The sequence below is a fragment of the Streptomyces sp. NPDC049541 genome, assembly GCF_044465725.1.
Classification (GTDB): Bacteria; Actinomycetota; Actinomycetes; order Streptomycetales; family Streptomycetaceae; genus Streptomyces.
Genome location: NZ_JBITLY010000012.1, coordinates 56,949 through 80,728, shown reverse-complemented (window position 1 = coordinate 80,728; position 23,780 = coordinate 56,949). Strand labels below are relative to the sequence as shown.

The following is a 23,780-nucleotide window of genomic DNA, read 5'->3' as shown; positions in this document are numbered from 1 at the left end:
ATAGATGTTGGCGGGCTGCGATATAGACTCGCTCGATATGAGCAGCTTCGATCTCAACCTCGCCCGCGTCTTCGTGCTGCTCTACGAGACCGGCAGCGTCACGGCGACGGCGGAGACGCTGCACGTCACCCAGCCCACGGTGAGCTACAGCCTGGCCAAGTTGCGCCGGCACTTCGACGACGAGCTCTTCCGGCGCACCGGCCGCGGCCTGACCCCGACCGCCGGCGCCCAGCGCCTCTACGAGCCCTTGCAGCGCGCGCTGGCCGGCATGGACGCCGTGATCCGCCAGGACAACGACTTCGACCTGACCGCCATGTCAGGGCGTTTCACCGTCGCCCTCTCCGACCTGGGCCAGGCCACCCTGCTGCCCCGGCTGGCCGCGGCGGCCCGCGAGCGGGCTCCCGGTGTGTCCTTCACCGTCCGCCCGCTGGACGTGGACGCCGCCGAGAGCCAGCTGCGCCGCGGTGAACTCGACGCCTTCGTCGCCACCCCGGTCCTCACGTCCCACCGCACCGTGCGCATCCCGCTCTTCCACGAGCGCTACGTCGGTATGGTCGCCGCCGACCACCCCCGCATTCGCGGCGCCTCCGTCACGCTGGCGGACCTCGCGGCCGAGCACCACGCGACGGTGTACGGCCCCCACGGCCACGTCGTGCCCCGCTTGCTCCTCGCCACGCACGGCCTCCTGGATCGCGTCGCCGTGGACGCGACCCGTTTCACGGTGCTGCCCTACCTGCTGGAACACACCGACCTCTTCGCGATCGTCCCCGAATACGTCGGCGAGGTGTTCACCGCCTCCCACCGCCTTCGCCTCGTGAGTCTCCCGTTCGACACGGAACCGATCGAAGTGGCGCTCTACGCCCGGCACGAGGCATCACGCAGTCCGTCCCAGCGGTGGCTGGTGCAGTTCATGGCTGATGTTCTGGGGGAGCTGGTCAGCCCTGCACAGCTGCCGCCGAGTGCTGGCTGAGCGGTCGGCCGCGCTCTCGCCATGCGCAAAACGCGCCGGTCGTGCCTTGCCGGGCGGCCTAGCCGGCGGCGGACGGCCCGGTGGGCCGGAAGAACAGCTGGCAGCTCGCCGAGCACGCGGGCCATGCCACCCCGTACGGCTTGCAGCGGCTGCTGTCGTGGTGTCAGTGGGATCCAGACGAGATCCGTGATGACCTGCAGGCATACGTCGCCGATCGGCTCGGCCGACCTGACGGTGTCCTGATCGTGGACGACACCGGTTTCCTGAAGAAAGGCACGGTCTCAGCCGGAGTGCAGCGCCAATACTCGGGGACAGCCGGCCGCACAGAGATCCCCCAGAGGGGGTACCCCCAGCCAGATCGGCGTGTTCGCCGCCTACGCCTCGGCCAAGGGGGCGGGCTCTGGTGGACCGGGAGCCCATACCTGTCCGGCGAACTGGAAGTGGAACTCGTGCCGCAGGGCACGCTCGCCGAACGTTCGGGCTTCGTCGCAAAGGACGTGTCCTCAGGAATTCTCGCCGTGCGGCACCGATCCGGGTCATCGATCCAGGACCTGGGCAGATACAGACGACCCGCAGCTCGCCCGCGCCTTGTGTGTGGAGGCGCAGATGAGGACGTCGGGGACGCCGCTGAGGCCGAAACCGCCGACAGCCAGTGAGTGGCGTGCATTGTGAATTCGCAGGTCATGGGTCTGGTGTGAGTGACGGCTCGGGTACTCGTGCCGGTCGGCGGCTGATGACTATGCCGTAGATCATCGGGCAGGTCCGGCTTCGGCGGCTGCCGGGTTCGGCTGCGCCCGTGGCCGACCCCCGCCTACGATCCGTCAGCAGGTCGGCACGCCACGAGAGCGCGGGAGGCTGCGGAGATGCAGGAGCGGCAGTGGATCACCGCTCGCCGGAGCGAACTGGACGCCCTCGCCGAGCAGTTGACCAAGCAGCTGCAGGAGGTGCAGGTCGAGCGGGAGGAACTGGCGGTCGCAGAGCGGGTGTTGAATCGTTTAGCCGAGCAGGCCCAGGCCGATGTCGAGGCGGCTGCTCCGGTATCGGCGCAGGTGGCTGGGCGGGCGGTCCTGCTGATCCCGTACCGCAGCGACGCGGCCGACGAGGGGGCGCTGCCGGGCGACTACCGCAAGATCCTGGCGATCGTGCGGGAGGCGGACGGCCCGGTGCAGGTCAGGGCGGTTGGCGAGCGGCTGGGCCTGGACGCTGCGGTGCGCGGCAGGCTGGAGCCGCTGCGGGCGAAGATGACCAAGCTCGCCGACCGCGGCTGGCTGCACAAACGCCCTGACGGGCGGTTCACCGCACGTCCGTAGCGGCGCGATCAGAGGCGTAACTGGCGGGCCCCCGGCGGCAGTTGAGCTTGGTGTGAAGAAAAACAACCATCACGCCGAGGGTCCTGACGGCCTTGTCTACACCGCCCGTCTGCCGCTGTCGATCGTCACCCTGAACTATCTCGCCGACCTGATACGCGGCCACCTGAAGAAGATCGGCTCGCGGTGGCGGGCCCTGCCCGCGGGAAAGATCGCGGGGATCGTGCTGGCGGTCCCGCGCTGCGACCAGCGGCCCGGCGATCTGGCCGGCGGCAACGGGGTGCACCGCACCACCGTCACCCGCTGGGTGCGGGAAGTCGTTGGTCTGCTGGCTGCCCGGGCCCCGCGTCTGGACCGCGCGTTGAAGAAGATCGCCCGAAAGGGCGGCGGGATCGTACTGCTGGACGGCACGTTGATCCGCACCCGCAGACGCACCGGGACCGAGAACCGGAAGAACTACTCCGGCAAGAGCAAATGTCATGGCCTGCTCGTGATCGCGCTCACCGACGACAAGGGCCGACTGCTCTGGGTCTCGGCCACCCGGCCCGGACGGACCTCGGAGATCACCGCCTGCCGACACGACCAGCTCACGCACAGGTTGCGGACGGTCGGGCTCGGGGCCATCGCCGACCTGGGGTTCGTCGGACTCGACGACACAGATCCCGACGCCGACCCGGCGGTGATCACCGGCTACAAGGCCGCCCGGAACCGACCTCTGACGCGAGGCCAGAAGCTCTCCAACAAAGTACTCGCGGCCGTCCGGGCTCCGGTCGAGCACGGCTTCGCCCACCTCAAGAACTGGCGCGTGCTCGGCAAGGTCCGCACCGACCCGAAATGGGCGACCGCCCTGGTCAGGGCTCTGCTGGTCCTCACAAACCGCGAAGTCTCCCGGTGACCGATGATCTTCGCCGTAGTCATCCGCCCACGACCAGCCCGAGCACCCCGAACCCCGCGCACACCAGACACTTGACCTGCGGCTTCACGATGCACACCGCTGAGTGAACAACGTGCGCACCAGGCTGCTGCAAGCGGTGGGCGGCGCGGTCGTGTTGTTCGGTGCCTACGCGACATGGCGGCAGGTGCGCGTCAGCCAGGACGGGTTGAATGCGACCAGGGATGGGCAGGTCGCCGATCGCTTCAGCCGGACCGTGGACCAACTCGGCAGCGACAAGATGGACGTGCGGATCGGGGGCATCCACGCACGGTGGCGGATCGCCGATCATTCCGTCCGCGATCACGAGGCGGTCGTCTCCATCATGGCGGCGTGTCTTCGGACGCACCTGCCCTGGCCGCCGCGAGAGCCGGGATCCCCGGCGGCGGAGGTGTCGATCAATTCGGTGTGGCCGTTGGAGACCCGCGCTGCGGATGCTCAGACGGCGCTGACGTGTCTCGGGGTCCTGCGCCGGGAACCATGCCCGGACTGGCTGAACGTCAGCCTGACTGACCTGCGAAGAGCCGACTGTGACGGCCTGTGGCTGCTCGGAGTCAACCTCGACGGCGCTTGCCTGGAGGCGGCAGGCGTCTACCCAGCCAACTTGAGCAAGGCGTCACTCATTGCGGCCAACCTGCGTCATGCCGAACTCGGAACCTCGATCCTCCACCAGGTCCGCTGCATCGAAGCCGATCTGCGCGGCGCGCGCCTGGTAAAGGCCGATGTGCGGGAGGCGGACTTCTCGCGTGCGGACCTGCGGGAGGCGAACCTGCGCAAGGCCACGCGCCCATGATGCCCTGTTCGCCGGTGCGGACTTGCGGTTGGCCGACCTTCGAGGCTGCGACCTCAGTGGCGCAGACTTGAGGCAGGCGAAACTGGAGGGTGCACTCGCGAGCGACCTCACTATCTGGCCGACCGGGTTCGAGTCGACAACCTCCTCGATGCGGTCGAACTTGGCGTCACGCTCGGGGCCCGGGGACTCCTTCCCCGTCTTGGTGCGCTGGAAGGTGATGCCACGGCGGGCGAGCAGGCACCGTAACGCCTCGCGGCCGATATGGATCATCCGGCCGTGCGCTCTCCGCAGGTAGGCGACCAGCTTGCGCAGGGACCAGCGGGTGAATGGCTGGCTGAGCTTGCGGGCGGGTGGTGGCCGTCGCGATGCCGAAATCGCTGGCACATTGCCGCGCTGCTTCCGGCACGGGGCCCGGCGTGACGGCGCGCGCCGGGCGCCCGTGGGCAGCCGCCGAGTCGGCGGAGGTAAGCGGCGGGCGGTCTCGCACGTTTTGGAGTGGCCCTTCGGTGGCGTGGGGGAGGTGTGGCGTCACACGGGGGTCAGTCGCCGTTCGGCGCTGTGTCGGGTGCTGCCGCGTGCACTCCGGGGTGGGTTTGGCATCGGGGGGCTTGGCATGGGGCTTGCCTTGACGAGGAGCGTCCCAGCGGTCCGGTGGCCGGATCTCCCGCCGGTTGTGCGGGGTGCCGGCCGGCGGGATGGGCTGGGTCAGGTGATCGGCTTGAGCATCTCGGAGCGGATCTGGAGGGTGCTCTTGGCGGTGGCCTTCAAGTCGAGGTTCGTCGAGGCAAGGAGGGTCATGTCCGCCACCCGGGCCCACGTGTTGCCGTCGGCCCAGGCGCAGACGGGGTAGGTGAGCGTGAGTCCGTCGGTCCAGGTCCGGGTCACCGCCTCGCAGCTGATTTTGATGCGGGAGCCGGCCGGGCTGTCATCTTCCGGAGGTGTGAGGACCTTGACCTGGCTGTTGTTGGAGCCGTTGTCTGCCAGGATGCGGGAGCGTATCTCCTGGGTGTTCTTGAACCGGCCGTACATGCCGGTCACTACGAGATCACCCCGTTCGATGCCGGCGGGCTGGTACACGGCGGCGACGCCGTGGACGGCCTCGGCGTCCCAGCTGTGCCTCCAGCTCCTTTGCAGCGCCTGGCCCTTGGTCGGGGAGTCGTCCTTGGCCAGTTTGAAGCGGCCGTCGAGCAGCGTCCGCGGCACGGTCAGGGAGAACTCGGCCCGGGGATAGCTGTTCTCGAGGTTCTTCCCTGCCAGCACCAGCGTGAGCAGCAGCACAACGATCAGGAGGAAGACGCCGCCGATGATCGCGGCCATGAGGCCCACCCGGCTCTTGTGCGGCGGGGCAGGGGGCATGGCGCCCCAGGGGGTGAGGGGCATCTGGTACGGCGACTGCGGCGCCGGAGGTATGGACACGCCAGAACGGTACTCAACGCCCACGAGACGTCACGCTCGGCCGCCCCGCCTCAAGGGACGTCGCGGCCCGGGGCGTGGCCCGGCGGCGCGCAGTCAGCGGCGCCCGGAGCCGCCCACGGCGTGCGCAGGCTCCTGCTCACCGGCCCGCCCTGCGCCGGGGCCGTACCACCGTGTGTCCCGCAGTGCCCAGCCCGGCGGGCAGGTGTCCAGGGGCGAGGTGTCCGGGCCGGTACCGCCCTGAGTCCCCTCGGCCGCTGCAGCCCCCTCCGATCGAGCGACTGTATGACGGCCGGCCTCCGGGCAAGCACGAGGCGGCCGTACGGCCCGCTGGCTCCGCTCCGCCCATTCCGCCGCCTCGGGGACCCGGATGTTGTCGGTTCCCGAACTCGGCTCGGGCTGCTGTCTCGTGAAGGCGGTCTGGCACACGTCCCGGAGGCTGTTGGTGATCTCTTAAGGGGTGTCCCGCAACAGTGGCTCAGTCCAGAGCAGCGATCACTGCCTCGGACACCCTCACTCCCGCCTCCTGGATCCGCTGACGCATGTTCCCTTCGTACAGCCAGGCGCAGGCCTCGATCGCCGGGTGGAGTTCGGCGAGGATCAGCGCCGCACGTTTCGGGACGTGGGTGTGTTCCCTCCACGCCGTCTGACAGCGATCGATCTGCTCCTGCAGCTGAAGGAGCGCCTGCTCATCGAACCCTTCGTTCATGCGCAGGGGGATCACGAAACGATCCGCCGCCTCTTCCAGACGACTCACCAGGTCCGTCTCCATCTGCGCCTCCGTATCGGCCCGTGCCCAACGCACTGGGACGATCTTCCCCTGGCAGGTGTGATCACAGCCTCGCGGCCTTACGGCCTCACGGCCTCACAGCCGTCCTGGACCGGTTCGTTCACCGGCCTGAGCCCGCGCTGCTTCGGCAAACTGGTGAACGCCAGCGCCGCGCGGGAGCGGACACGGTCCGCGGTCGGCCAGGGAGCGTGCCCCTGGTGGACCGCGTCCTGCTGGTCCGGCGTACGGGCGAACCAACTTGACGCTACGTCAGCTGGCACCGCTGTCCGTAATCTCGAAGTCCGCGGCCTACCGCATCATCAACCACCTCGCACCGCGGCTCGCCCTGCGGCCGCGCAGATGCTTCCGCAAGGACACCGTGCTCATCGTGGACGCCACCTTGGTGCCGGCGCGTGACCACACGGTGGCCGAGCAGTCGAAGAAACTACCGGTATTCCATCCACCACCAGGCCGTCATCGACGCCGATACACGGCTCGTCGTCGCCGTGGGCCGGCCTCTGCCCGGTCACCGCAACGACTGCAGGGCACGGGAGTTGCCCGGAGCGAAGGCAGCCGTCGGCAACACCGCGGTGATCGCTGTGCTGCTGGCCTGGTCCCGCGTCTTGGCCAAGGAGGGTGAGGTATGGCTTGAAGGGCTTCGGGACTGCGTTCGGGCGGCGCTCGCGCGCCAGGCCGGCAGCTGGTCGAGATCGAGGTCGGTGTCGCGGAGCTGCGGACGGTCTGTCTGTCGTCGGGGGGCTCGATCCGCGGCGAACACGCGCAGAGAGGCCCCAACCGGAAGGCCAAACGGGCGGTGTTCCTGTCCGCGTTCGCTGCCCTGCACGATCCCGCCTTTCGCACCTGCTACGACGAAGTGCCGGGCCCGGGGCAAGAGCTGCACCGAGCCTCTCCTGCGCCTGGCCCGCCATCGGATCGACGTGCTGTCGCGATGGTCCGCGACGGCACCTTCTTCGAACCCGAACCCGAACCCGAACCCGAACCCCGGACCCCGGACCCGAACTCCGGACCCCGGACCCCGGACCCGGCCCGAGCCCCGGACCCGGCCCGAGCCCCGGACCCCGAGCCCTGAACCCTGTGCCTGGCGTGACGAAAGACGTAGGGCCCCCGGTCGGCGGTCTCACACGTGTGATGTCAGCGATCACGGGCACAAGCCTGGCATGCGGCGGGCTGGCGCCTGCCGCAGAATTCGCTTCAGTGAAGCTGCTTGCGGTGGAGAGAGAGGTGGAGAGGTGGCCGGTGCCGTGTCCGACGGAGGGTCCGGTCCGGGGCCGGTGCAGGCGTCGAAGGAGGTGGCGGAGCTGCCCCGGCAGGTGCGCGAGGAGCTCACGCGCCGGCTGCGGCGCAGGACGTACGCCTTGCGGACGGACGACGTCCAGGTCGTCGAGCGGCCGCTGCTGCGCCGGGCGGTCGGTGCCTCGGCGCTCGGCAACTGCATGGAGTGGTTCGATTTCGGCGTCTACAGCTATCTGGCCGCCACCATCGGCAAGGTCTTCTTCCCGGGGGCCTCTTCGGGCGCGCAGGTCCTCTCGTCCTTCGCCACGTTCGCGGCCGCGTTCGTCGTGCGGCCTCTTGGCGGTCTGGTCTTCGGCCCCCTGGGCGACCGCCTGGGCCGGCAGAAGGTGCTGGCCACCACGATGATCATGATGGCGGTCGGCACCTTCGCCATCGGTCTCATCCCCAGCTACGCGACGATCGGCATCGCCGCGCCGATCCTGCTGCTCGTCGCCCGGATGGTGCAGGGTTTTTCCACCGGAGGCGAGTACGGCGGCGCCACCACGTTCGTGGCCGAGTACTCACCGGACCGGCGCCGCGGATTCCTCTCCAGCTGGCTGGACTTCGGCACCTTCGTGGGCTACGCGCTCGGCTCCGCACTGGTGACGGTGCTGAACCTGGCGCTCACCGACGACCAGATGCTGGCCTGGGGCTGGCGACTGCCGTTCCTGATCGCGGGCCCGCTGGGTGTGATCGGCCTCTACATGCGGCTCAGGCTGGAGGAGTCGCCGGCCTTCCAGCAGCAGCTGGACGAACACGACAAGAGCGTCGCCCACAAGTCGGCGGGCAGCGAGCTCAAATCCATCGTCACGAAGTACTGGCGGCCGCTGCTGATCTGCATGGGGCTGGTGCTCCTGTACAACGTCACGAACTACATGGTCACCGGTTTCCTGCCGACGTATCAGACGCAGACGCTGAACCGCTCCAGCAGCTCGGCCGACGTGCTGGTCCTGACCGGCATGGTGTGGATCGTCGTGCTGATCACCTTCATCGGCCGCCTCAGCGACCGGATCGGCAGGCGCCCCGTCTACGGCATCTCGGCGGCCGCAATGATCGTGCTCGCCGTGCCGTCCTTCCTGCTGATCAAGATGTCCGGAACGTGGCCGCCGATTGCCGGCGTGCTGATCCTCTCCACGCTGCTTGCCTGCTTCGCGGCGCCGAGTGCCGCCACCTTGCCGGCGCTCTTCCCGACGGCCGTCAGGTACGCCGCGATGGGCATCGGTTTCAACATCGCGGTCGCGGCGTTCGGAGGCACCACCCCGCTCGTCACAGAAGCCCTGGTCAACGTCACCGGCGACGACATGATGCCCGCCTACTACCTGATGGTGGCCGGGCTGATCGGCCTGGTGACGGTGAAGTTCCTGCCGGAGACCGCACAGGTCCCGCTCAACGGCTCGCAGCCGATGGTCGGATCGCGCAAGGAGCGGCAGGAACTGATCACCACCTCCCAGGAGCTGTACCGGGTGGTCTTTGCGCAGCAGCACGAAGGCGCCCCGCAGCCCAAGTCGTCAGCCCACTTTCGCCGGCCCTGACGCGGAGAACCGCGCGGGAAGCACAGCGGGCCGCGGATGAGCAGAGCGCCCCGCCAGGCCAGCGCCGCCGGGCGGAAGCCGAGCGCGAGGTCCGGGCATCGGCGCAGCAGCGCATCGATCTGGAGAGCGCCATCGCCACTGCAGCGCTGTGGCTGCTGTGCCGTGTCGTGTGCGAGGTGGTCGGAGGCCCGGCGGACCCGCAGGCCGTGAGAGCGCGTTGCTCCTTTCCGGGTGTCTTGGCCGCTCTGACTGGGACGTCAAGTCCTGGGGATGAGTGCCGTGTCTGCCCTGGCTGGGCCGGGGCCGGGTTTGGTGTGGTGCCGGGGGCCGGTGTGGTGGTGTGCTGGGGGTGGGTGGGGCGGGTTCGTTGTTTCATCTCTCGGTGCGGCGGACGGCGACCACCGCACTCAGGTCTCTCGCCAGCGGCAGGTCCACGGTGCGCAGGGCGGGATGTTGCAGCCAGTACAGGCGGGCGGTGTCGATATGGCCGGCGTGGGAGGGTGGCCAGGTCCGTGAGGGCGTGAAGTCGTCGACGACCAGCACGCCGCCCGGCTCCAGGAGCCGTTCGGGATCTGCCGCGTCTGCTGCACCGCCCGCCTTGGCTTGGCCGCCGCCGTCGAGGACGAGCAGGTCGTAGGGGCCGTGGGCGTAGACCTCTGTCCAGTCCGCGCACACCACCCGTACCTGTGGCACGTCGGCGAAGACGTCCGCCGCCACTTTGGCCCGTGTCGGGTCCCGCTCCACGCTGAGCAGTTCGACGTCGGGTGCCGCCCCGCTGGCCAGCCAGGCCAGGCCTACTCCGCAGCCGGTGCCGGTCTCGGCGATGGCGGTGCGGGCCCCGCCGGCCAGCAGCTGGAGCAGCCTGCCCTGCTCGGGGCGGCAGGAGTAGCCGAAACCGTGCTGGCGGGCGGCGTGGACGGCGCGTTCGACGAGCGGTGGCAGCGGGCCGATGTCGTCGTGGTAGGCGGCGGTGCCGTGCATCGACATGGCCGCCAGTATGGGCCCTGCGAAACCCGTTCGGGGCTGGAACCGCCTGACCGGCGCGGTCCTTTGCCGGTGACGGCAGGCAGCAGCGGCCTTCTTGACCGGCCTCATCGCCGCCGGGCCAGCCTTGTCGTCCGTTTCGGTGAGGAGGCCGGTGTGCCCGGGGGAGGCGTCATTTCCGGGACAGGCTGCTGGGCTGTTGCCGGGAGATCGTCTTGGCAGGGCGGTGAAGGCCGGTGGTGGGTGTTGCTGGGACGGGCGGCCCCCTCGCCGCCACCGGCGCGGACGGAGTCCTGCTGCGGGCGGGCACCGCCTTCCTGCTGGTGGCCGCCGGTGCGTTGGTGTTCGTGACGGCGCGGAAGCGGCCGCAGAGCCCATAAGGCCCGCCAGGTTCCCGCGCTCGCCGCCGAAGCGGCAACGGACGCGGCATGGAGGTGCCACTGCTGGTGCCGCAGCACACGCGCAGCGCTGCCGGCGCCGGGATCGACGCGTTGTGCACACTGCTGCGCGCGGTACTCGCTGTGGCCGTCGGTGATCCGGCCATCGACGGGATGGGGCGACGGCGGGTGAGCGGTCGCCTCGGATCTTGCCTGCGCAGTCACCGTTACGGCTGTCCCGCCCTGCAGTTCGCCGGCGTCGTGCGTTTTTGGATGCGGCGAGAGGAAAGACCCTCACAGCCACATCAGCGCCTACGCCGCCCACTCCAGTCCGAGGCGGGCGAGCTGCTTGAGTTTGTCGGTGGTGAGTTTCGCGCGCCGCTGCTTGGTGTTGGTCAGCCATACCCCCAGCCGGATCTCGGTGCCGTCCTCCAGCGTCTCTACGTGGTTCCTGGGGACGGTCACAGAGCCTGTACGAGCCGCATACTGCGCCAAGGCCGCAAGACCTCGCTCAAAGGCGCCAGAGCCCGCCTTGGAGACCTTGGCCGAGGCCTTCCGCTCCGGCGGCGGCAGGGGCACGATGCCGAACTGCCCCAAGCGCTCGCGCTGCCCGTCCACCAGACCGGTCCAAGTGGCATGCTCACGCTGCTTGTTGAGCCATCGCCCGATGTCCATGCCGTGGACGGTGACGCCAGGCAGGACCTCGACCCGGCCGCCCTCGTCGCGCAGCAGTTCGCGCAGCGCGGCGTAGTGGCGTTGCCAGCCGGCCGGCCACCGCGGGTTCCAGTCCGGGTCGATCTCCTTGAGCGCCCTCTCCCACTCGGGGTGCCCGTCGAGTGCGCCGGGGCGGCGGAGGTTGGACAGCCACTGCCCGATCGGCCGGCCGAGCGCGGTCGCGGTACGGGGCGCGCACAGCGTCCAGTGCTGGTCGTAGTACGCGCGGGCGGCTGCGAGATTTTCCTGGAACCGCTCATCCGCCAGGCTCCAGACCATGCCCAGCTGCTCCAGCCGACGGGCGCGCAGGTCGCTCATCTGCCCGGCCCCGTACTCGCGCCGCTGCTCTGCAACCCACTGACCGAGGGGGTACGCACCCTCCTTGTGCCCGTAGGGAACCCGGGCGTGCTGCTCCCGCTCGGCGAACGTCTTCAGCGCCGCCCAGCCGCGCGCCCAGTCCTGCTTCTCGGTGTCGATGACATTGAAGGACACCCAGTCCGCGACCATCACCGGATCCCTGGGCGCCGCGAAGCGCAGCAGCAGGCGGGACTCTTCCTCACCCTCTTCCGGTTCCGTGCCGATGTCCACGGACGGTTGCACGATGTCCTTCTGGGGTTCCTGGGGGATGGCGAGCAGTTCGACGGCCTCTTCGTCGTGGGCCCGCAGTCCCTCGAGGACCTTCACCAAGGGCCGGTAGGAGCCGGAGGTGAACATGTCCTCGGGCTGTTCTCCCGGCTGGAGGAACACCGGCACGATCAGGGAGGCGAGCTTGCCCTGGCCAGGCTTTTGCCGCAGCGCCCGGCCGACGGCCTGGACGATGTCGTGCGGCGCGCCCTTCGGGTCCAGCAGCGCCACGGAGTCCACGGCGCGGATGTCGACGCCTTCGCCCAGGACACGGCAGTTGGAGAGCACGGCCCGCTGCGCCGTGGACCCGAACGAGCCGAGGACCTTCCGCCGGCGCTCGGGGACATGCTCGCCGCACAGCCAGTCCGCCCAGACCTTCGACGGGTACGTCTCGGGCTGATCCGCGTGCAGCTTGGCCGCCACACGCTGAAGGCCCTCCGCGTAGGCCTGTGCTTCGACGGTGCGGTGGTGGAAGGTGATGCACGTGCTGAGGTTGTGCTGCGCCATCGTGTGCAGCAGCGCCGCCTGCAAGGCTCCGAGCCGCTGCCCGCGTACCTCCTCGCTGCGCCGCTCCTCACCCATCAGACGCTCAGGCGTGACGACCGGATCCTTCAGCTCCAGCACGATGATCTGGTACCGGGCCAGCAGGCCACGCGCCACGGCCGACGCGAGCGACAGCTTGTACAGGACGGGCCCGAAGACCTTCTCGTCGTCCATGCTCGCCGCCATCTCCCTCGGCAGCGGGTCGCGCACCCCCTCGGCAACCTCCCGGCTGAGCCGCTCTTCCCAGATCCGCGGCGTCGCAGTCAGGTACAGCCGGCGGTGCGCGGGGATGACGGTCTGGTCGTGGATGTCCGCCCACGCCTTCCCCATCGACCCACTCGTCCGGTGAGCCTCATCGACCACCGCCAGGTCCACTGGGGCCAGTTGTTGCCCGTAGGCGCCCTCGAAGGCCTCCGCGAGCACGCCCAGCGACGCGTACGTCGCGTAGATGGTCACCGGCCCCGACCCGTGCCACAAAGCCAGCTGGACCGGGTTCGTGGTGGAGCGCACCCCCAACTGCCACAACTGCGGATCGTCCTGCAGCGAGCACACCGCAACCGACGGCCCCCGATGCCCCACCTCATGCCATGCCCTCACCGTCTGCGCCAGCAGATCCAGCGTCGGCACCAAAACCAGCACCCGCCCCCGCGGCACCAGCCGCCTCGCCGACGCCGCAGCAATGAACGTCTTGCCCGTGCCGCACGCGGCGTGCACCTGCCCGCGCAGACCATCGAAGGGAATACCGCCCGCCGGGACATCGAGACCGCGCACAACGGCGGCAACCGCCTCGATCTGGTGGTCACGTAGTTTCACGGGCATGTCCCCCTGGTGCTTGCGGGTCGGGACGTTGGTGACATGAGTTGTCGGCAGATCAGCTGGTGAGCAAGTTGTGCCGTCGCGAGCAGGTCCTCGCGAGCCGTGTCGGCGTTGGACCGCACTGACAATCCGTGCCAGACGCATTGGATGAGCCCGGCCAGGACCGCTGCGTCGGTGCCCGCGGCCAGTTCCCCGTCCTGGATCGCTCGTTCGATGCGCACGAGGAGGGCCTGCTCGTTCGAGCTGTGCAGCTCGGCGACGTAGGCGCTGGTATCGAGCGTGCTCGTGCTGTCGGTCATCACGGCGCTGCTGATGAGACATCCGGGGTGCGTGTCGCTTGGCTGGGTGAACTCGTGGACCGAGTCGGTGAGGATGCGTTCGATGACCGTCTGGATGTCGTTCTCGGCGAGAGCCTGCTGGTAGATCTCGCGGTAACGCTCGGCGTAGGTTCGCACCGCTTCCTCGAACAGTCCGGCCTTGCTGCCGAAGGCGGCGTAGAGGCTGGAGGTGGAAAGCCCGAGGACCGCGGCCAGGGTGCGGGTCGAGGTGCCGGAGTAGCCGCGTCGCCAGAACAGGCGAGCGGCGTCAAGGACCGCACGGTCGCGGTCGAAGGCTCGGGGGCGTCCACGGTTGCGTTCGGTCACGCTTGCATTATAGATCGTTCGCTCCATAACGAATTTATGGAGCGAACGATTCAGAAGAAGTTGTCGGTCGCGGGGACAGCCGGGTCACGGTTGACGTGTACGGGGAGCCGGACGCTCCGGGCCTCGTCGTCGTCCGCGGCGTGATGAGCGATGCGCATACCTGGCGCCACGTGGCGGGCGCCATCGACGCTTGGCCCTCAGACGCTGTTGTCGTTCCGGTCTTGAGGGGTGCGCGTCGAACGGGAGTCTCGATCGGGTGATCGCAGCTGGCCGCGGGTATGAGAACAGGGCCTCTTGGTAGCTCGGGGTTGCGGAGCCAACCGAGATCCCGGAGACCCTGTTGCCGCAGTTGTATGTGCTCGCGCTCCGGCGGAAGCCGGAGCGGGCCACGCTGCGGGGCACGGGGCGCGCTTGTGGAGTTCAACTCGGCTGCACGGACGTGTGATTGTGTTGCTCACCGGTTCGGGGACGCGGTCGATCATCCGGAACGTGTTCGGCGGTATCCCTCGGACATGACGGACGCGGAGTGGGCCGTGGCCCGGCCGCTGCTGCCGGTGCCGGGCTGGCTGCGTGGCCGGGGCGGCCGACCCATGTCGCCGCGGGCCCCTGATCTCGTGGACCTTGCCGTCCTGCCGCAGCGCGGCCGTCCACACCTTCGTCGGCAGCAGAGCGCTGGCCTGCTCGGTCGTGGCGTTGACGGCCCAGCCGGTCACCCAGCGCACCCGGCGCCGGCTCGGGGACTGCTGTTGGAGATGAGGGCAACCGACGGAATGCGCTGACCTGGTGAAACGCAGCCGCTGCCAGGTGACGATCTCGCGTAGAGGTGTGGAGATTCCCGCTGAACCGCCGTACGCCGACGTCGTTGGTATGGGTGGTCGCGGCCGGTTCCCAGATGGGGAACCGGCCGGTGGCGAAGACGTGCGAGTGTGATGAGGAAGGCCGTGAAGGCGCCGGGATGTGACTGAGCGGAGGCAGCCACGCTCGTCCACGAGGCGAAGAGCGGGCTACAGCACAGGTGAGGCGTCGAGCAGCGCGAGGGCGCTGTGGACGCCCTGGTCGAGGACGTCGTCGGCGAGCTTGCGGTCGGCCAGGGCGCGGGAGAGTTGCAGTGTCCCGACCATCATGGCGAAGACGCTGAGCGCCTGCGCGCGTGCCGAGGGCGGGTTGTCGGGTGCCAGGCGGGCGGCGATGTCGTCGATGACGGTCAGCAGGCCGCCGGTGAACGCCTGCTTGGTCGCATCCGTGCAGCGTCCGATCTCGTCGAGTAGGGCGGCGGTGGGGCAGCCGTTCTCGGGGTCGTCGCGGTGTCCGGGGGACAGGTAGGCGCGGACGAACTGTTCGAGCCCGGCGCGGCCGGGCGCCAGTGCTTCAAGGCTGGCGTTCTGCGCGCCCAGCTGGTCGGCGACGGCGTTCGCGACCAGGTCCTCCTTGGAGGTGAAGTGGGCGTAGAAGGCGCCGTTGGTCAGCCCCGCGTCCGCCATCAGCGTCGAGACTCCGGAGCCGTCGATGCCGTCCTTCTTGAACCGGCGGCCGGCCGCGTCGATGATCCGCTGCCGCGTCGCCTGCTTGTGGTCTTTCGTGTAGCGCGCCACGCACTCCTCCTCGTCGCTCCGGCCGGGAGGCCGCTTGCCGCCTGCCGACTCCCATGCCTAGAGTAATTGCATTACGGTCATAATCCAATTAATGAGGAGGCCCATCATGACCACGAACCGGCCGGTAGCACTCGTGACCGGAGCATCGTCAGGCATCGGCAAGGCGGCCGCGCTCGCGCTCGTCGACGCAGGATTCGAGGTCGTCGGAACGAGCCGCCGAGCCTCCGGGGATGCCCGCCGCAATGGCGTGACGTTCCTCGACCTCGACGTGGCCAGCGACACCTCGGTCGCCCGCGCGGTCGACCGCGTGATCGAGAAGTTCGGGCGGATCGACGTCCTGGTCAACAACGCCGGCATCGGCTCCGCCGGCGCCGGCGAGGAACGCTCCCTTGCCCAGGACCAGCAGCTGTTCGACATCAACGTCTTCGGCCTGATCCGCATGACCAAGGCCGTCCTGCCGCACATGCGCGCTCAGGGGCGCGGTCGGATCATCAACCTCTCGTCCGTCCTCGGGTTCGTCCCCGCGCCCTACATGGCCGCCTACGCCGCGTCCAAGCACGCCGTCGAGGGCTACTCCGAGTCCATGGACCACGAGGTCCGCCAGCACGGCGTCCGCGTGCTGCTCGTCGAGCCCGCCGTGACCAGGACCGCGTTCGAGGCGAACTCCCCGAAGCCCGCCATGCCTCTGCCGGCCTACGAGCAGCAGCGGCAGGTCTTCGAGCGCCTGATGGCCGCGGCGATGAAGGACGGCGACGATCCCGCCACCGTCGCCAAGGCGATCGTCGCCGCGGCGACCGACCCGAAGCCGAGGCTGCGCTACCCCGCCGGGCCGACCGCCGGACGCGTCAGCGCCCTCCGCCGCCTCGTCCCCTCCCGGGCCTTCGACCGGCAGATCCGCAAGCTCAACCAGCTGCCTACCTGACTGAAGGCGCCCGCCGCGTCTTCCTTGCGGCTGGTGCAGGTGACGGCGGTCGCGTCCAGGTCCAGGACGTACCAGTCGGCAGGCTCGCGGTCGCACACCGAGATCCAGGGGAAGCCGCCGGCTCGCAGGGCGAGCAGCGTCCACACCACGCGGCGTATCGCGGCGCGGGCGCGCTCGTTCCGGGCCCGCGACGGGGGCGTCGATCGCCGCCAGAGCACGGCGCGAAGTGCCCTCCGAGACCGGCCGGCTGAACACCGCCCGCCAGTGGTGCTGGAGTTGCTCGGCCTCCAAGATGTTCGTCGCACAGAGCATGATTGCGCGGGCCACCTGAACCAGCCCCGTGCCCCGGTCCCACCAGCCCGGACCGGTGTGGCAACGCCGCATTCAGGGCAGTGGCCAAGGCCGACGCGGTCGGCAACCTTCCGCAGCAGCACCACGCCCGCGTGGCCGATCAGGTTCTTGCCGTCGGCCCGCACGGCAAGCCGCCAGTCGGTGCTCTTCGCTCGTCGGGTGCCTCTTCCTCGCGGTTTTCTGGGTCTAGACAGTCCAGGTCATCGCGGGTGGGAGGCACCCTCCTGCTGTCAGGGCGTCAGACGATCGTTCCAGCGGAATCCTTGAGGCTGATGCTACGGACAGTCGCCCTCGACGGCGACGGCAAACCCGTCGACTCCATCACCTCCGGCTTCGGCCACCTCCTCGGCACCGGACTCCTCAACCACGAAGAAGAGGCGCTGCTGGCAGACCGGCTCGCTGGCCCGGACCTCGACGCAGGACAGGGACGATGCCGAGCTGCTCACCCGGCCGCATCGTGATCGGCGCGCGATCCTGGAGGACCTCTTCGCCCGTGGGGTGCTCGCTGCCCCGGTCACGCTCTGTCCCGCCACCAGCGACCGGGCCACTGTGCTGGACTGGCTGACCCCTGCTTGGGGCGCGGTCGGCATCGAGGGCGTCGTGGTGAAGGGCGGTGAGCAGCCCTACCTGCCCGGCAAGCGTGCCTGGATCAAGGTCCGCTCCCACACCACCGCGGAGGGGCTGATCGGCGGCATCACCGGGGCTATGGCCTCCCCGGCCACGTTGCTGCTGGCCCGGCATGACGCCGCGGGCCGCCTGCGGCTGATCGCCCGAACCACGCCCCTGCCCACCGTCGTACGGCGCGAGCTCGCGCAGCAGCTGCATCCGGCCGACCCTGGTCATCCGTGGCACGGGCATCGCTTCAGCGCCGGCTGGGGCACCCGCGGAGAGTTGGAGTACCAGCCCGTACGGCCTGACCTGGTCGCAGAGTTCTCTGCCGACACGGCGGTTGACGAGGGCCGTTACCGTCACCCCGTCCGCTTCCTGAGGCTGCGCGGGGACCTCAGCGCGTGGCAGGTGCCGCTCCTCGGCACGTGACGTGCCCAGCAAGACGTCGCAGGCCACCGAAGTCGGCTGACGGCGCTGTGAGCGCGGCGGCGAGCACAGCGTTGGTTGTCGCCGCACCGGCCCGCCCGTAGCCAGGGCGGTCCGGCCCGTCCCTGGGTCCGCGGACGGCCTTACCGCCGACCGGCGGTCTGTGTTCGCCGGCTGAGGGGACGGCGGGAGCCGGAGTCCTCCCCGCCCGAGCGCGGCCCACGCGGGCGCGCGGTGACGGGCCGGAGCTGGATGCGGGCGTCGAGGCCGGTGCCCGGGGCGGGGTGGAGGGTGATGGTGCCGCCTGAGGTGTCGACGAGGTGGCGGACGATGGGCAGGCCGAGGCCGGTGCCGTCGTGGTGGGAGTCGGAGGAGCGCCAGAACCGGTCGAAGGCGCGTTCGCGGTCGGCCGCGCTCATGCCGGGGCCTTGGTCGATGATGTGGAGTTCGGTGCCGGGGGCGCGGTGGAGGGTGATGGTGGTGCCGGGTGGGGAGACGCGCAGGGCGTTGGCGATCAGGTTGTCGATGATCTGTTCCAGGGCGCCGGGGATGGCCCACACCTGTCCTGCGGGCGGGCCGGTGATGTCGAGGGCGACGTATTGCTCGGCCGCCAGTGGCTCCCACATCGCCATCCGTTCGGCGGTGACAGTGTCGAGGTCGACGGGTTCGGGGGTGGTGGCGGTGTTCTCCAGGCGGGCCAGGGCGAGTAGGCCCTGGACCATGCGGCCGAGGCGTTCGACCTCGCCGACGGCTTCCTCCAGGCTGGGGTGTGCGCGCGGGTCGAGGTAGGGCTCGAAGTTCTCCAGCCGCAGCCGCAGGCCCGTGAGCGGGGTTTTCAGCTGGTGGGAGGCTTCGGAGGCGAAGGCCTGCTGGGCTTTGAGCAGGTGCTGGAGCCGGGTGGCGGTGTGGGTGAAGGACGTGGCGAGGCGGCGTAGTTCGGGTGGTCCGGTGGTGGCGTCGGGCGGCGTGGTGAGCTGTCCCTCGGCGAGCTGGGCGGTCGCGGCCTCCAGGGTCCGCAGCGGGCGCGTGATCCAGCGGGCCAGGGTGAAGGCGGCCAGGGCGACCGCGGCGAGGACGCAGCCTCCGGCCAGCGCGAGGGCGCCCCAGATGCGGTGCACCCGGGTGCTGACCTGGTCCAGGGGGTAGGTCAGGCGCAGGGTGCCGCGGATGGTGGTGCCGGAGGCGCCGGGCATGGTCGCGGACAGCACGTCGCGGCCGGCGCTGTCGGTGGTGGTCGTGACGGTGGGCTGGTTGGTCAGGGCGCGGGCGATGTCCGGCTGTGCGGCGAGGCTGATGCCGGTGCGGGCGGCTGGGTCGGAGTCGGCCAGGACGATGCCCTGCTTGTCGGTGACGACGACGTGGCCGCCGGTGCGGGTGGCGTAGTCGCCGATGACGTCGGGCAGTTCGTCGACCTTGCCTTCTTCGATGTTCTCCTCGGTGACCTCGGCGAGCATGGCCGCGTCGCGTTCCACGCTCTGGGAGGCGCGGGAGGTCTCGGCGCGGGCGTAGATGTAGCCGAGGGGGATCTCCAGGCCGGCCAGCACGAGTACGGCCAGGGCGAGATAGCTGAGTAGCAGGCGCCGGGTCATCCGGTGGCCTCCACGGCAGGATGGTCGCCGGGGACGGTGAGGCGGAAGCCGACACCCCGGGCGGTGGTGATCCAGCCCGGGTCTCCGAGTTTGCGGCGCAGGGCGGCCACATGGGCGTCGAGGGTCTTGGTGGGGCCGAAGAAGTGCGGGTCCCACACGGTGTCCATGATCTGCTGGCGGGAGTGCACGGTGCCGGGGTCGTCGGCGAGGTAGGCCAGAAGGTCGAACTCCCTGGGTGTCAGGGCGACTTCGCGTCCGTTGAGGTGTATTTCGCGGGTGCGGCGGTTGATGGCCAGCGGTCCCAACACCTGTGCACTGGAGGCAGGCTGGTGCGCTTGCGGAACGTCGTGGGGGCCGGTCGGCGCGTATGCGGGTGCTCCGGCACGGCGGGTGACGGCGCGGATGCGGGCTATCAGTTCCCGTACGCCGAAGGGCTTGGCGAGGTAGTCGTCGGCGCCGAGTTCGAGGCCGACGATGCGGTCGGCTTCTTCACCCCGCGCGGTGATCATGATGATGGGGACGGCGGAGCGGGCGCGCAGGCTGCGGCAGACGTCCAGGCCGTCCATGTCGGGCAGGCCGAGATCGAGCAGGACCAGGTCCGGGGCGGTGGTGGTGTCGGCGAGCCCGGCGGCGCCGGTGCGGACGTGGTCCACGGTGAAGCCGTAGCGTCCCAGGCCCTCGGTGAGGGGTCCGGCGATTCGGTCGTCGTCTTCGATGAGCAGCAGCCGCATGGCGCCAGGCTCGCACAGCTGTGCCAGGGGAGTTGAACGGTTCACGGGAAGCCGCCTGGGAGCAGGGAGACGTACCTGGACGATGTTGGACATGGGTGTGCCGTCCGGCCGACGGGACGGGAGGACGGCGTCGGCCGGACGGCGGTGGCGGGACAGCGTCGGCGCCGATGGGGGAGTCAGTCGTCGGCGTCGTTGCCGTCCTCGCGTCCTTGTTCTTCCCGCCCGTGTTCCTTCTCGCGGTCCCGGTCCTCGCCGGCGCCCGGCGAGGAGCTCGTCTGCGTGGGCACAGCGGCGCTGCCGGGCGGCTCGGGGGTGTCCGCGGGGTCGGGCGGGAGCGGCCGCGCGGTCGGTGACCTGGGAGCGGAGACTTGAGCGGTGCCGCCCGGGGTGGGATTGGAGGAGACGGTCTGGCTGACGGACGACAGCGCGAGCCCGAAACCGCCCAGAACAACCAGCGCGGCAGCGGCCAACAGGACCGATTGGTGCCGGCCGGCCACCTGTCGCCAGCCGCCCGCGCCCCGCGCCTTGGATCCCGCGCGGCCTCGCCCCTGCGCCGGCACCCGAGACACGGTGTCCGTCTCACCGGCAGCTGTAGCTGACGCGGCATCGGCGGACCAGGCGTGCGTGGCCTGCGGTGAGGGGTAGTCGAAGGCGTCCTCTGCGAAGCGGTCCCCGTAGCCGCGCGGCGCCGGTGCGCCATCCACCGCATCGAGGATCGCTGTCTGTTCGGCGTCTGCGGGTGAGGCGGGGGTGAGTTCGGGTTCGGACGGCATCCAGGTTTCCTTTCCAGCAGCTCGGGCTGTGGCCGTCAGCTGGCCTCGTCGGCCTCCTCGGTGCCTTCCTTCTTGGTGTCGGTGACCTTGTAGGACTTGTCGAGGTAGACCTCGATCGAGGTGCCGTCGGCCTGCTTGACCTCCACCGCGTACATGCCGGGCTTCTCCGCGTCCTCCTCGGACTTCAGGACGGTGCCGGGGTACGCGGCGAGCGCGGCGGCCTCGGCCTTCGTCTTGATGTCACCGGTCAGCGGCGGCTCCTTCTTGTCGTCGGTGTCGCCGGCCGCTTCACCGCCGGCCTCGGCACCGCCCGCGCTCTGGGCCTGCTGCTGGGTGTCCGCGGCCTTGGAGTCGGAGCCGGAGTCGGATCCGCCGCAGGCGACCAGAGCGAACATCAGCGCGGCGCAGGGAGCGGCAAGCACGGCACGACGGGGCAGAGCACGCATCAGGGTGTCTCCAAACACTGGGGTCTTACGAAGGCGGTGGAACCAGGCCCTCGGGGGATGACAACGACCCTAGGAACCAGCTGTTGAGAGACAGCCCAGCAATCGGAGAGAGCCAGACCAGCAGACCGCCAATCTTTCGCCATACACGGCTCACCAGCACTCCGATGGCCCGGGCACAGGACACCGCCGCGGGCTGAGCCCCCCGGCTCGGCCGCCACCGCAGCCGGAAGAATCCTCCGCGTGGAACAGACACTGCAGGCTATGGCCATCGTCGTCGCCGCCTTCGGCACCGCGGTCCTCTCGGCGGTGGCCGGATTCGGCGGCGGGGTGCTGCTCCTGCCCGTGTTCGTCGCCGTCCTCGGCACCCGCGACGCCGTCGCGGTCCTCACCGTCGCCCAACTGGCCAGCAACGGCAGCCGGGTCTGGTTCAACCGCCGCGAGGTCCACCGGCGCCTGGTCGGCATCTTCGCGATCGGCGCCGTACCGGCCGCAGCCGCTGGCGCGCTGTTGTTCGCCACCGCACCCCTGCCTGCCCTGACCCGCTTCATCGGCGTGTTCTTGCTGGTCATGGTCGCCTGGCGGCGCTGGAAGCCACACGCTGCCCGACTGGACGACACCGCGTTCGCCGCTGTCGGCGCCGCGTCTGGCTTCGGCTCCGCCCTCGTCGGCTCGGTCGGCCCGATGGTCGCCCCCTTCTTTCTCGCCCGCGGCCTGCTGCGCGGCACCTACATCGGCACCGAGGCCGCCTCCGCTGTAGTGATGCACCTGACCAAGCTGGTCGTCTTCGGCGCCGCCGCGGTCCTGACCGCATCCAGCGCGCTCATCGGTGTGGCACTCGCCCCGGCCAGGGGCGGCGCCCGCTTCAGAGGGCCCGAAGCGGGCGCCGATCAGTCGTCCTGCGGGTAGGTCGTGAAGTAGTGCTCCCTGGTCTGCGCCAGCCGGGTGCGCGCGACGGCGAAGTCCAGGACGGCGGGGCGGCCGCCCGCGTTCTCCGCGAGGGCGCGCTTCAGGGCGTCAGGAACGGCGGCCGGGTCGTCGACGCGTTCGCCGTACGCGCCGCACGCCTCGGCCAGGCGGGCGAAGTCGGGCTGGAAGGGGAACTCGGTGTCCTGGATGCGGTTGCCGTAGGTGTGTTCCTGGAGGTCCCGGATGGAGCCGAGGGCGTCGTCGTTGAGCACGCACCAGGTGACTGCGAGTCCGTACTGGGCGGCCATCGGCACGATGTTCATGACCATTTGGAAGGAGCCGTCGCCGACGAAGCACAGGGCGGGCCGTTGCGGGTGGACCAGGCGGGCGGCGGGCAGGGCGGCGGCCGCGAAGCCCATGCCGTAGAAGCTCGACGGGGTGATGACGGAGCGTGGTTGGTAGACGCGGAAGAAGGGGAAAGCGCCGCCGATGTGCTGGGCGAGGGCGCCGACGTCGACGCCGAGGACGGTGTCGCGGGGGAAGACGGAGCGGGCGGTGCGGATGACGCGGGCGGGATGGATCGGGGCCCTGTCGTCGAGTGCCATGCGGTCGACGGCGGCGTCGAGGGCGGTGATGTCCTGGCGGAGGCGCTCCGTGCGGCCGGGGGAGGCGTGTGTGTCCTCGGGCAGGGCGGTGAGCAGTTGCTCCAGGACTCTCTTGATGTCGCCGTTGACGGGGATGTGGGCCGGGATGGCGCGGCCCAGTTCGGCCGGGTCGATGTCGACCTGGATGTAGGTGGCGTCGGGGGACGGGAGGGCGGTGGGCTGCCAGTTGGTCTCCATCTCCTCGAAGCGGGTGCCGAGGCCGAGGACCACGTCCGCCTCGCCGAGCAGCCGTTTGGCGACGGGGTTGCGGTGGGCGCCGAGGCCACCGGCCGCGAGGGGGTGGTCGTCGGGGAGGCTGCCGCGTCCGGCGAGGCTGGTCAGTACGGGGGCCGACAGCCGTTCGGCCAGGGCGCGCAGTTCATCGAAGGCGCCGGAGGAGGCGACTCCGCCGCCCGCGATGATGAGCGGGCTGCGGGCACCGGCGAGAGCGGCTGCCGCGGCGTCGACGGCCGGTTGGTCGGCGGCGGGCCGGGCGGGCGGGCCGACCGGCAGGTACGGCTTGTCGGGGACGTCGAGGGTCAGCAGGTCACGCGGGATGTCGATCAGGACGGGGCCCGGCCTGCCGCCGCGGGCGCGGGCGAAGCCCTGCCGCAGGACGTCGGTGAGGAGGTCGGCCCGGTCGACCCGGACCGACCACTTGGTGACGGGGGCGAACACCTGGTCGGTGGCGACCTCCTGGCTGGCGCCCCGGTGCGCGGTCGCCGTGGCGCCGCGGCCGCCGAGCACGATCATGGGCAGGGCCCCGACGTATGCCTCCGCGACCGCGGTGAGGGTGTTGGTGACGCCCGGTCCGGCGGTGACCAGGACCACGGCGGGCTCGCCGGTGAGCTGGGCGTACGCCGCCGCCATGGCCGCCGCGTGATGCTCATGGCGCACCAGGAAGCTGCTGATGCCGGGCGTGCGGTGGATGGCGTCGTAGAGGGGCAGAACATGGCCGCCCGGCATGCCGAAGACATGGCTGACGCCCTCGGCCCGCAGGGCATTGACGATGGCCTGACCGGCGTTGATCTCGCCCATGGCGGCGCGACTCCTGTTCTGGTGAGCTGGTTGAGGGTGTCCG

At 70.2% G+C, this 23,780-nt stretch carries 21 protein-coding genes and 5 pseudogenes; 13 read left to right on the top strand and 13 right to left on the bottom strand.

Translation table 11 applies throughout. The features are described 5' to 3' along the window. The first annotated feature begins 37 nt into the window (after positions 1–37). The 6 genes and pseudogenes from ACIBW9_RS35160 to ACIBW9_RS35135 form a co-directional block, all read left to right on the top strand. The gene (locus tag ACIBW9_RS35160) at positions 38–970 is read left to right on the top strand and encodes a LysR family transcriptional regulator (protein WP_398961064.1); all 933 of its coding nucleotides are present in this window, start codon (positions 38–40) and stop codon (positions 968–970) included. An 86-nt stretch (positions 971–1,056) separates the two neighbouring features. After that, a pseudogene (locus ACIBW9_RS35155) lies at positions 1,057–1,385 on the top strand (transposase); the annotation flags it as partial. 448 nt (positions 1,386–1,833) lie between these two features. Continuing rightward, positions 1,834–2,280, top strand: a complete 447-nt coding sequence (locus ACIBW9_RS35150) for a hypothetical protein (protein ID WP_121417165.1) — start codon at positions 1,834–1,836, stop codon at positions 2,278–2,280. A 52-nt stretch (positions 2,281–2,332) separates the two neighbouring features. After that, positions 2,333–3,172: a transposase family protein gene (locus ACIBW9_RS35145; protein ID WP_398961063.1), complete on the top strand. Its 840-nt coding sequence runs from the start codon at positions 2,333–2,335 to the stop codon at positions 3,170–3,172. Positions 3,173–3,275: 103 nt separating this feature from the next. Continuing rightward, positions 3,276–4,001 carry a pentapeptide repeat-containing protein gene (locus tag ACIBW9_RS35140; RefSeq protein ID WP_398961062.1) on the top strand — a complete coding sequence of 242 codons (726 nt, stop codon included), beginning with the start codon at positions 3,276–3,278 and terminating at the stop codon, positions 3,999–4,001. After that, positions 3,955–4,050 (top strand): annotated as a pseudogene (locus ACIBW9_RS35135) (hypothetical protein); the annotation flags it as partial. The gene ACIBW9_RS35140 and the pseudogene ACIBW9_RS35135, both read left to right, overlap by 47 nt. Positions 4,051–4,124: 74 nt before the next feature. Here the strand turns inward: ACIBW9_RS35135 and ACIBW9_RS35130 are convergent. From ACIBW9_RS35130 to ACIBW9_RS35120, 3 genes and pseudogenes are all read right to left on the bottom strand, one after another. Further along, positions 4,125–4,407: pseudogene (locus tag ACIBW9_RS35130) on the bottom strand (IS630 family transposase); the annotation flags it as partial. 299 nt (positions 4,408–4,706) lie between these two features. Next, the gene (locus ACIBW9_RS35125; RefSeq protein ID WP_398961061.1) at positions 4,707–5,417 is read right to left on the bottom strand and encodes a hypothetical protein; all 711 of its coding nucleotides are present in this window, start codon (positions 5,415–5,417) and stop codon (positions 4,707–4,709) included. A gap of 475 nt (positions 5,418–5,892) precedes the next feature. Further along, positions 5,893–6,186: a hypothetical protein gene (locus ACIBW9_RS35120; RefSeq protein WP_398961184.1), complete on the bottom strand. Its 294-nt coding sequence runs from the start codon at positions 6,184–6,186 to the stop codon at positions 5,893–5,895. 48 nt (positions 6,187–6,234) lie between these two features. Between ACIBW9_RS35120 and ACIBW9_RS35115 the strand changes: the two are divergent. The 3 genes and pseudogenes from ACIBW9_RS35115 to ACIBW9_RS35105 all read left to right on the top strand — a co-directional run. Continuing rightward, positions 6,235–6,782, top strand: a pseudogene (locus tag ACIBW9_RS35115) (transposase); the annotation flags it as partial. 146 nt (positions 6,783–6,928) lie between these two features. After that, positions 6,929–7,162: pseudogene (locus ACIBW9_RS35110) on the top strand (IS110 family transposase); the annotation flags it as partial. 283 nt (positions 7,163–7,445) lie between these two features. Continuing rightward, a complete protein-coding gene (locus tag ACIBW9_RS35105; protein ID WP_398961174.1) occupies positions 7,446–9,008 on the top strand; it encodes an MFS transporter in 1,563 nt (520 codons plus the stop codon). 372 nt (positions 9,009–9,380) lie between these two features. Here the strand turns inward: ACIBW9_RS35105 and ACIBW9_RS35100 are convergent, their stop codons facing one another. Next, positions 9,381–9,995, bottom strand: a complete 615-nt coding sequence (locus tag ACIBW9_RS35100; RefSeq protein WP_398961060.1) for an O-methyltransferase — start codon at positions 9,993–9,995, stop codon at positions 9,381–9,383. Between the two features lie 233 nt (positions 9,996–10,228). Between ACIBW9_RS35100 and ACIBW9_RS35095 the strand changes: the two genes are divergently transcribed. Further along, positions 10,229–10,372: a hypothetical protein gene (locus ACIBW9_RS35095; protein ID WP_398961059.1), complete on the top strand. Its 144-nt coding sequence runs from the start codon at positions 10,229–10,231 to the stop codon at positions 10,370–10,372. A 309-nt stretch (positions 10,373–10,681) separates the two neighbouring features. Here the strand turns inward: ACIBW9_RS35095 and ACIBW9_RS35090 are convergent, their stop codons facing one another. The 3 genes from ACIBW9_RS35090 to ACIBW9_RS35080 all read right to left on the bottom strand — a co-directional run bounded on the left by ACIBW9_RS35090 (position 10,682) and on the right by ACIBW9_RS35080 (position 15,302). Then, positions 10,682–13,069, bottom strand: a complete 2,388-nt coding sequence (locus tag ACIBW9_RS35090) for a Helicase associated domain protein (RefSeq protein ID WP_398961058.1) — start codon at positions 13,067–13,069, stop codon at positions 10,682–10,684. After that, a complete protein-coding gene (locus ACIBW9_RS35085; RefSeq protein WP_398961172.1) occupies positions 13,060–13,710 on the bottom strand; it encodes a TetR/AcrR family transcriptional regulator in 651 nt (216 codons plus the stop codon). The genes ACIBW9_RS35090 and ACIBW9_RS35085 overlap by 10 nt, the downstream gene beginning before the upstream one ends. A 1,004-nt stretch (positions 13,711–14,714) precedes the next feature. Then, complete coding sequence (locus ACIBW9_RS35080) at positions 14,715–15,302, bottom strand: TetR/AcrR family transcriptional regulator (RefSeq protein ID WP_398961057.1); 588 nt, start codon at positions 15,300–15,302, stop codon at positions 14,715–14,717. 106 nt (positions 15,303–15,408) lie between these two features. On the opposite strand from ACIBW9_RS35080, the gene ACIBW9_RS35075 reads away from it, so the two are divergent. Then, positions 15,409–16,224, top strand: coding sequence for an oxidoreductase (locus tag ACIBW9_RS35075; RefSeq protein ID WP_398961056.1), 816 nt, complete (start codon positions 15,409–15,411; stop codon positions 16,222–16,224). 626 nt (positions 16,225–16,850) lie between these two features. On the opposite strand, the gene ACIBW9_RS35070 is transcribed toward ACIBW9_RS35075, so the two are convergent. Next, positions 16,851–17,021 carry a hypothetical protein gene (locus ACIBW9_RS35070; RefSeq protein WP_398961055.1) on the bottom strand — a complete coding sequence of 57 codons (171 nt, stop codon included), beginning with the start codon at positions 17,019–17,021 and terminating at the stop codon, positions 16,851–16,853. On the opposite strand from ACIBW9_RS35070, the gene ACIBW9_RS35065 reads away from it, so the two are divergent. Then, complete coding sequence (locus tag ACIBW9_RS35065; protein WP_398961171.1) at positions 16,975–17,613, top strand: ATP-dependent DNA ligase; 639 nt, start codon at positions 16,975–16,977, stop codon at positions 17,611–17,613. The genes ACIBW9_RS35070 and ACIBW9_RS35065 overlap by 47 nt on opposite strands. A gap of 140 nt (positions 17,614–17,753) precedes the next feature. Here ACIBW9_RS35065 and ACIBW9_RS35060 read toward each other — a convergent pair whose 3' ends face one another. From ACIBW9_RS35060 to ACIBW9_RS35045, 4 genes are all read right to left on the bottom strand, one after another. Continuing rightward, positions 17,754–19,199: an ATP-binding protein gene (locus tag ACIBW9_RS35060; RefSeq protein ID WP_398961054.1), complete on the bottom strand. Its 1,446-nt coding sequence runs from the start codon at positions 19,197–19,199 to the stop codon at positions 17,754–17,756. Continuing rightward, positions 19,196–19,930, bottom strand: coding sequence for a response regulator transcription factor (locus ACIBW9_RS35055; protein WP_398961053.1), 735 nt, complete (start codon positions 19,928–19,930; stop codon positions 19,196–19,198). Before ACIBW9_RS35055 ends, ACIBW9_RS35060 begins: the two co-directional genes overlap by 4 nt. 176 nt (positions 19,931–20,106) lie before the next feature. Then, positions 20,107–20,703, bottom strand: coding sequence for a hypothetical protein (locus tag ACIBW9_RS35050; RefSeq protein ID WP_398961052.1), 597 nt, complete (start codon positions 20,701–20,703; stop codon positions 20,107–20,109). A gap of 35 nt (positions 20,704–20,738) precedes the next feature. Further along, entirely contained in the window at positions 20,739–21,149 is a 411-nt protein-coding gene (locus tag ACIBW9_RS35045; RefSeq protein WP_398961051.1) for a peptidase, read from the bottom strand. A gap of 240 nt (positions 21,150–21,389) precedes the next feature. On the opposite strand from ACIBW9_RS35045, the gene ACIBW9_RS35040 reads away from it, so the two are divergent. Beyond that, the gene (locus ACIBW9_RS35040) at positions 21,390–22,055 is read left to right on the top strand and encodes a TSUP family transporter (RefSeq protein ID WP_398961050.1); all 666 of its coding nucleotides are present in this window, start codon (positions 21,390–21,392) and stop codon (positions 22,053–22,055) included. Here ACIBW9_RS35040 and ACIBW9_RS35035 read toward each other — a convergent pair. Beyond that, on the bottom strand, positions 22,037–23,737 hold the full coding sequence (locus ACIBW9_RS35035; RefSeq protein WP_398961049.1) for a thiamine pyrophosphate-binding protein: 1,701 nt from the start codon (positions 23,735–23,737) through the stop codon (positions 22,037–22,039). The genes ACIBW9_RS35040 and ACIBW9_RS35035 overlap by 19 nt on opposite strands. Positions 23,738–23,780: the final 43 nt, after the last annotated feature.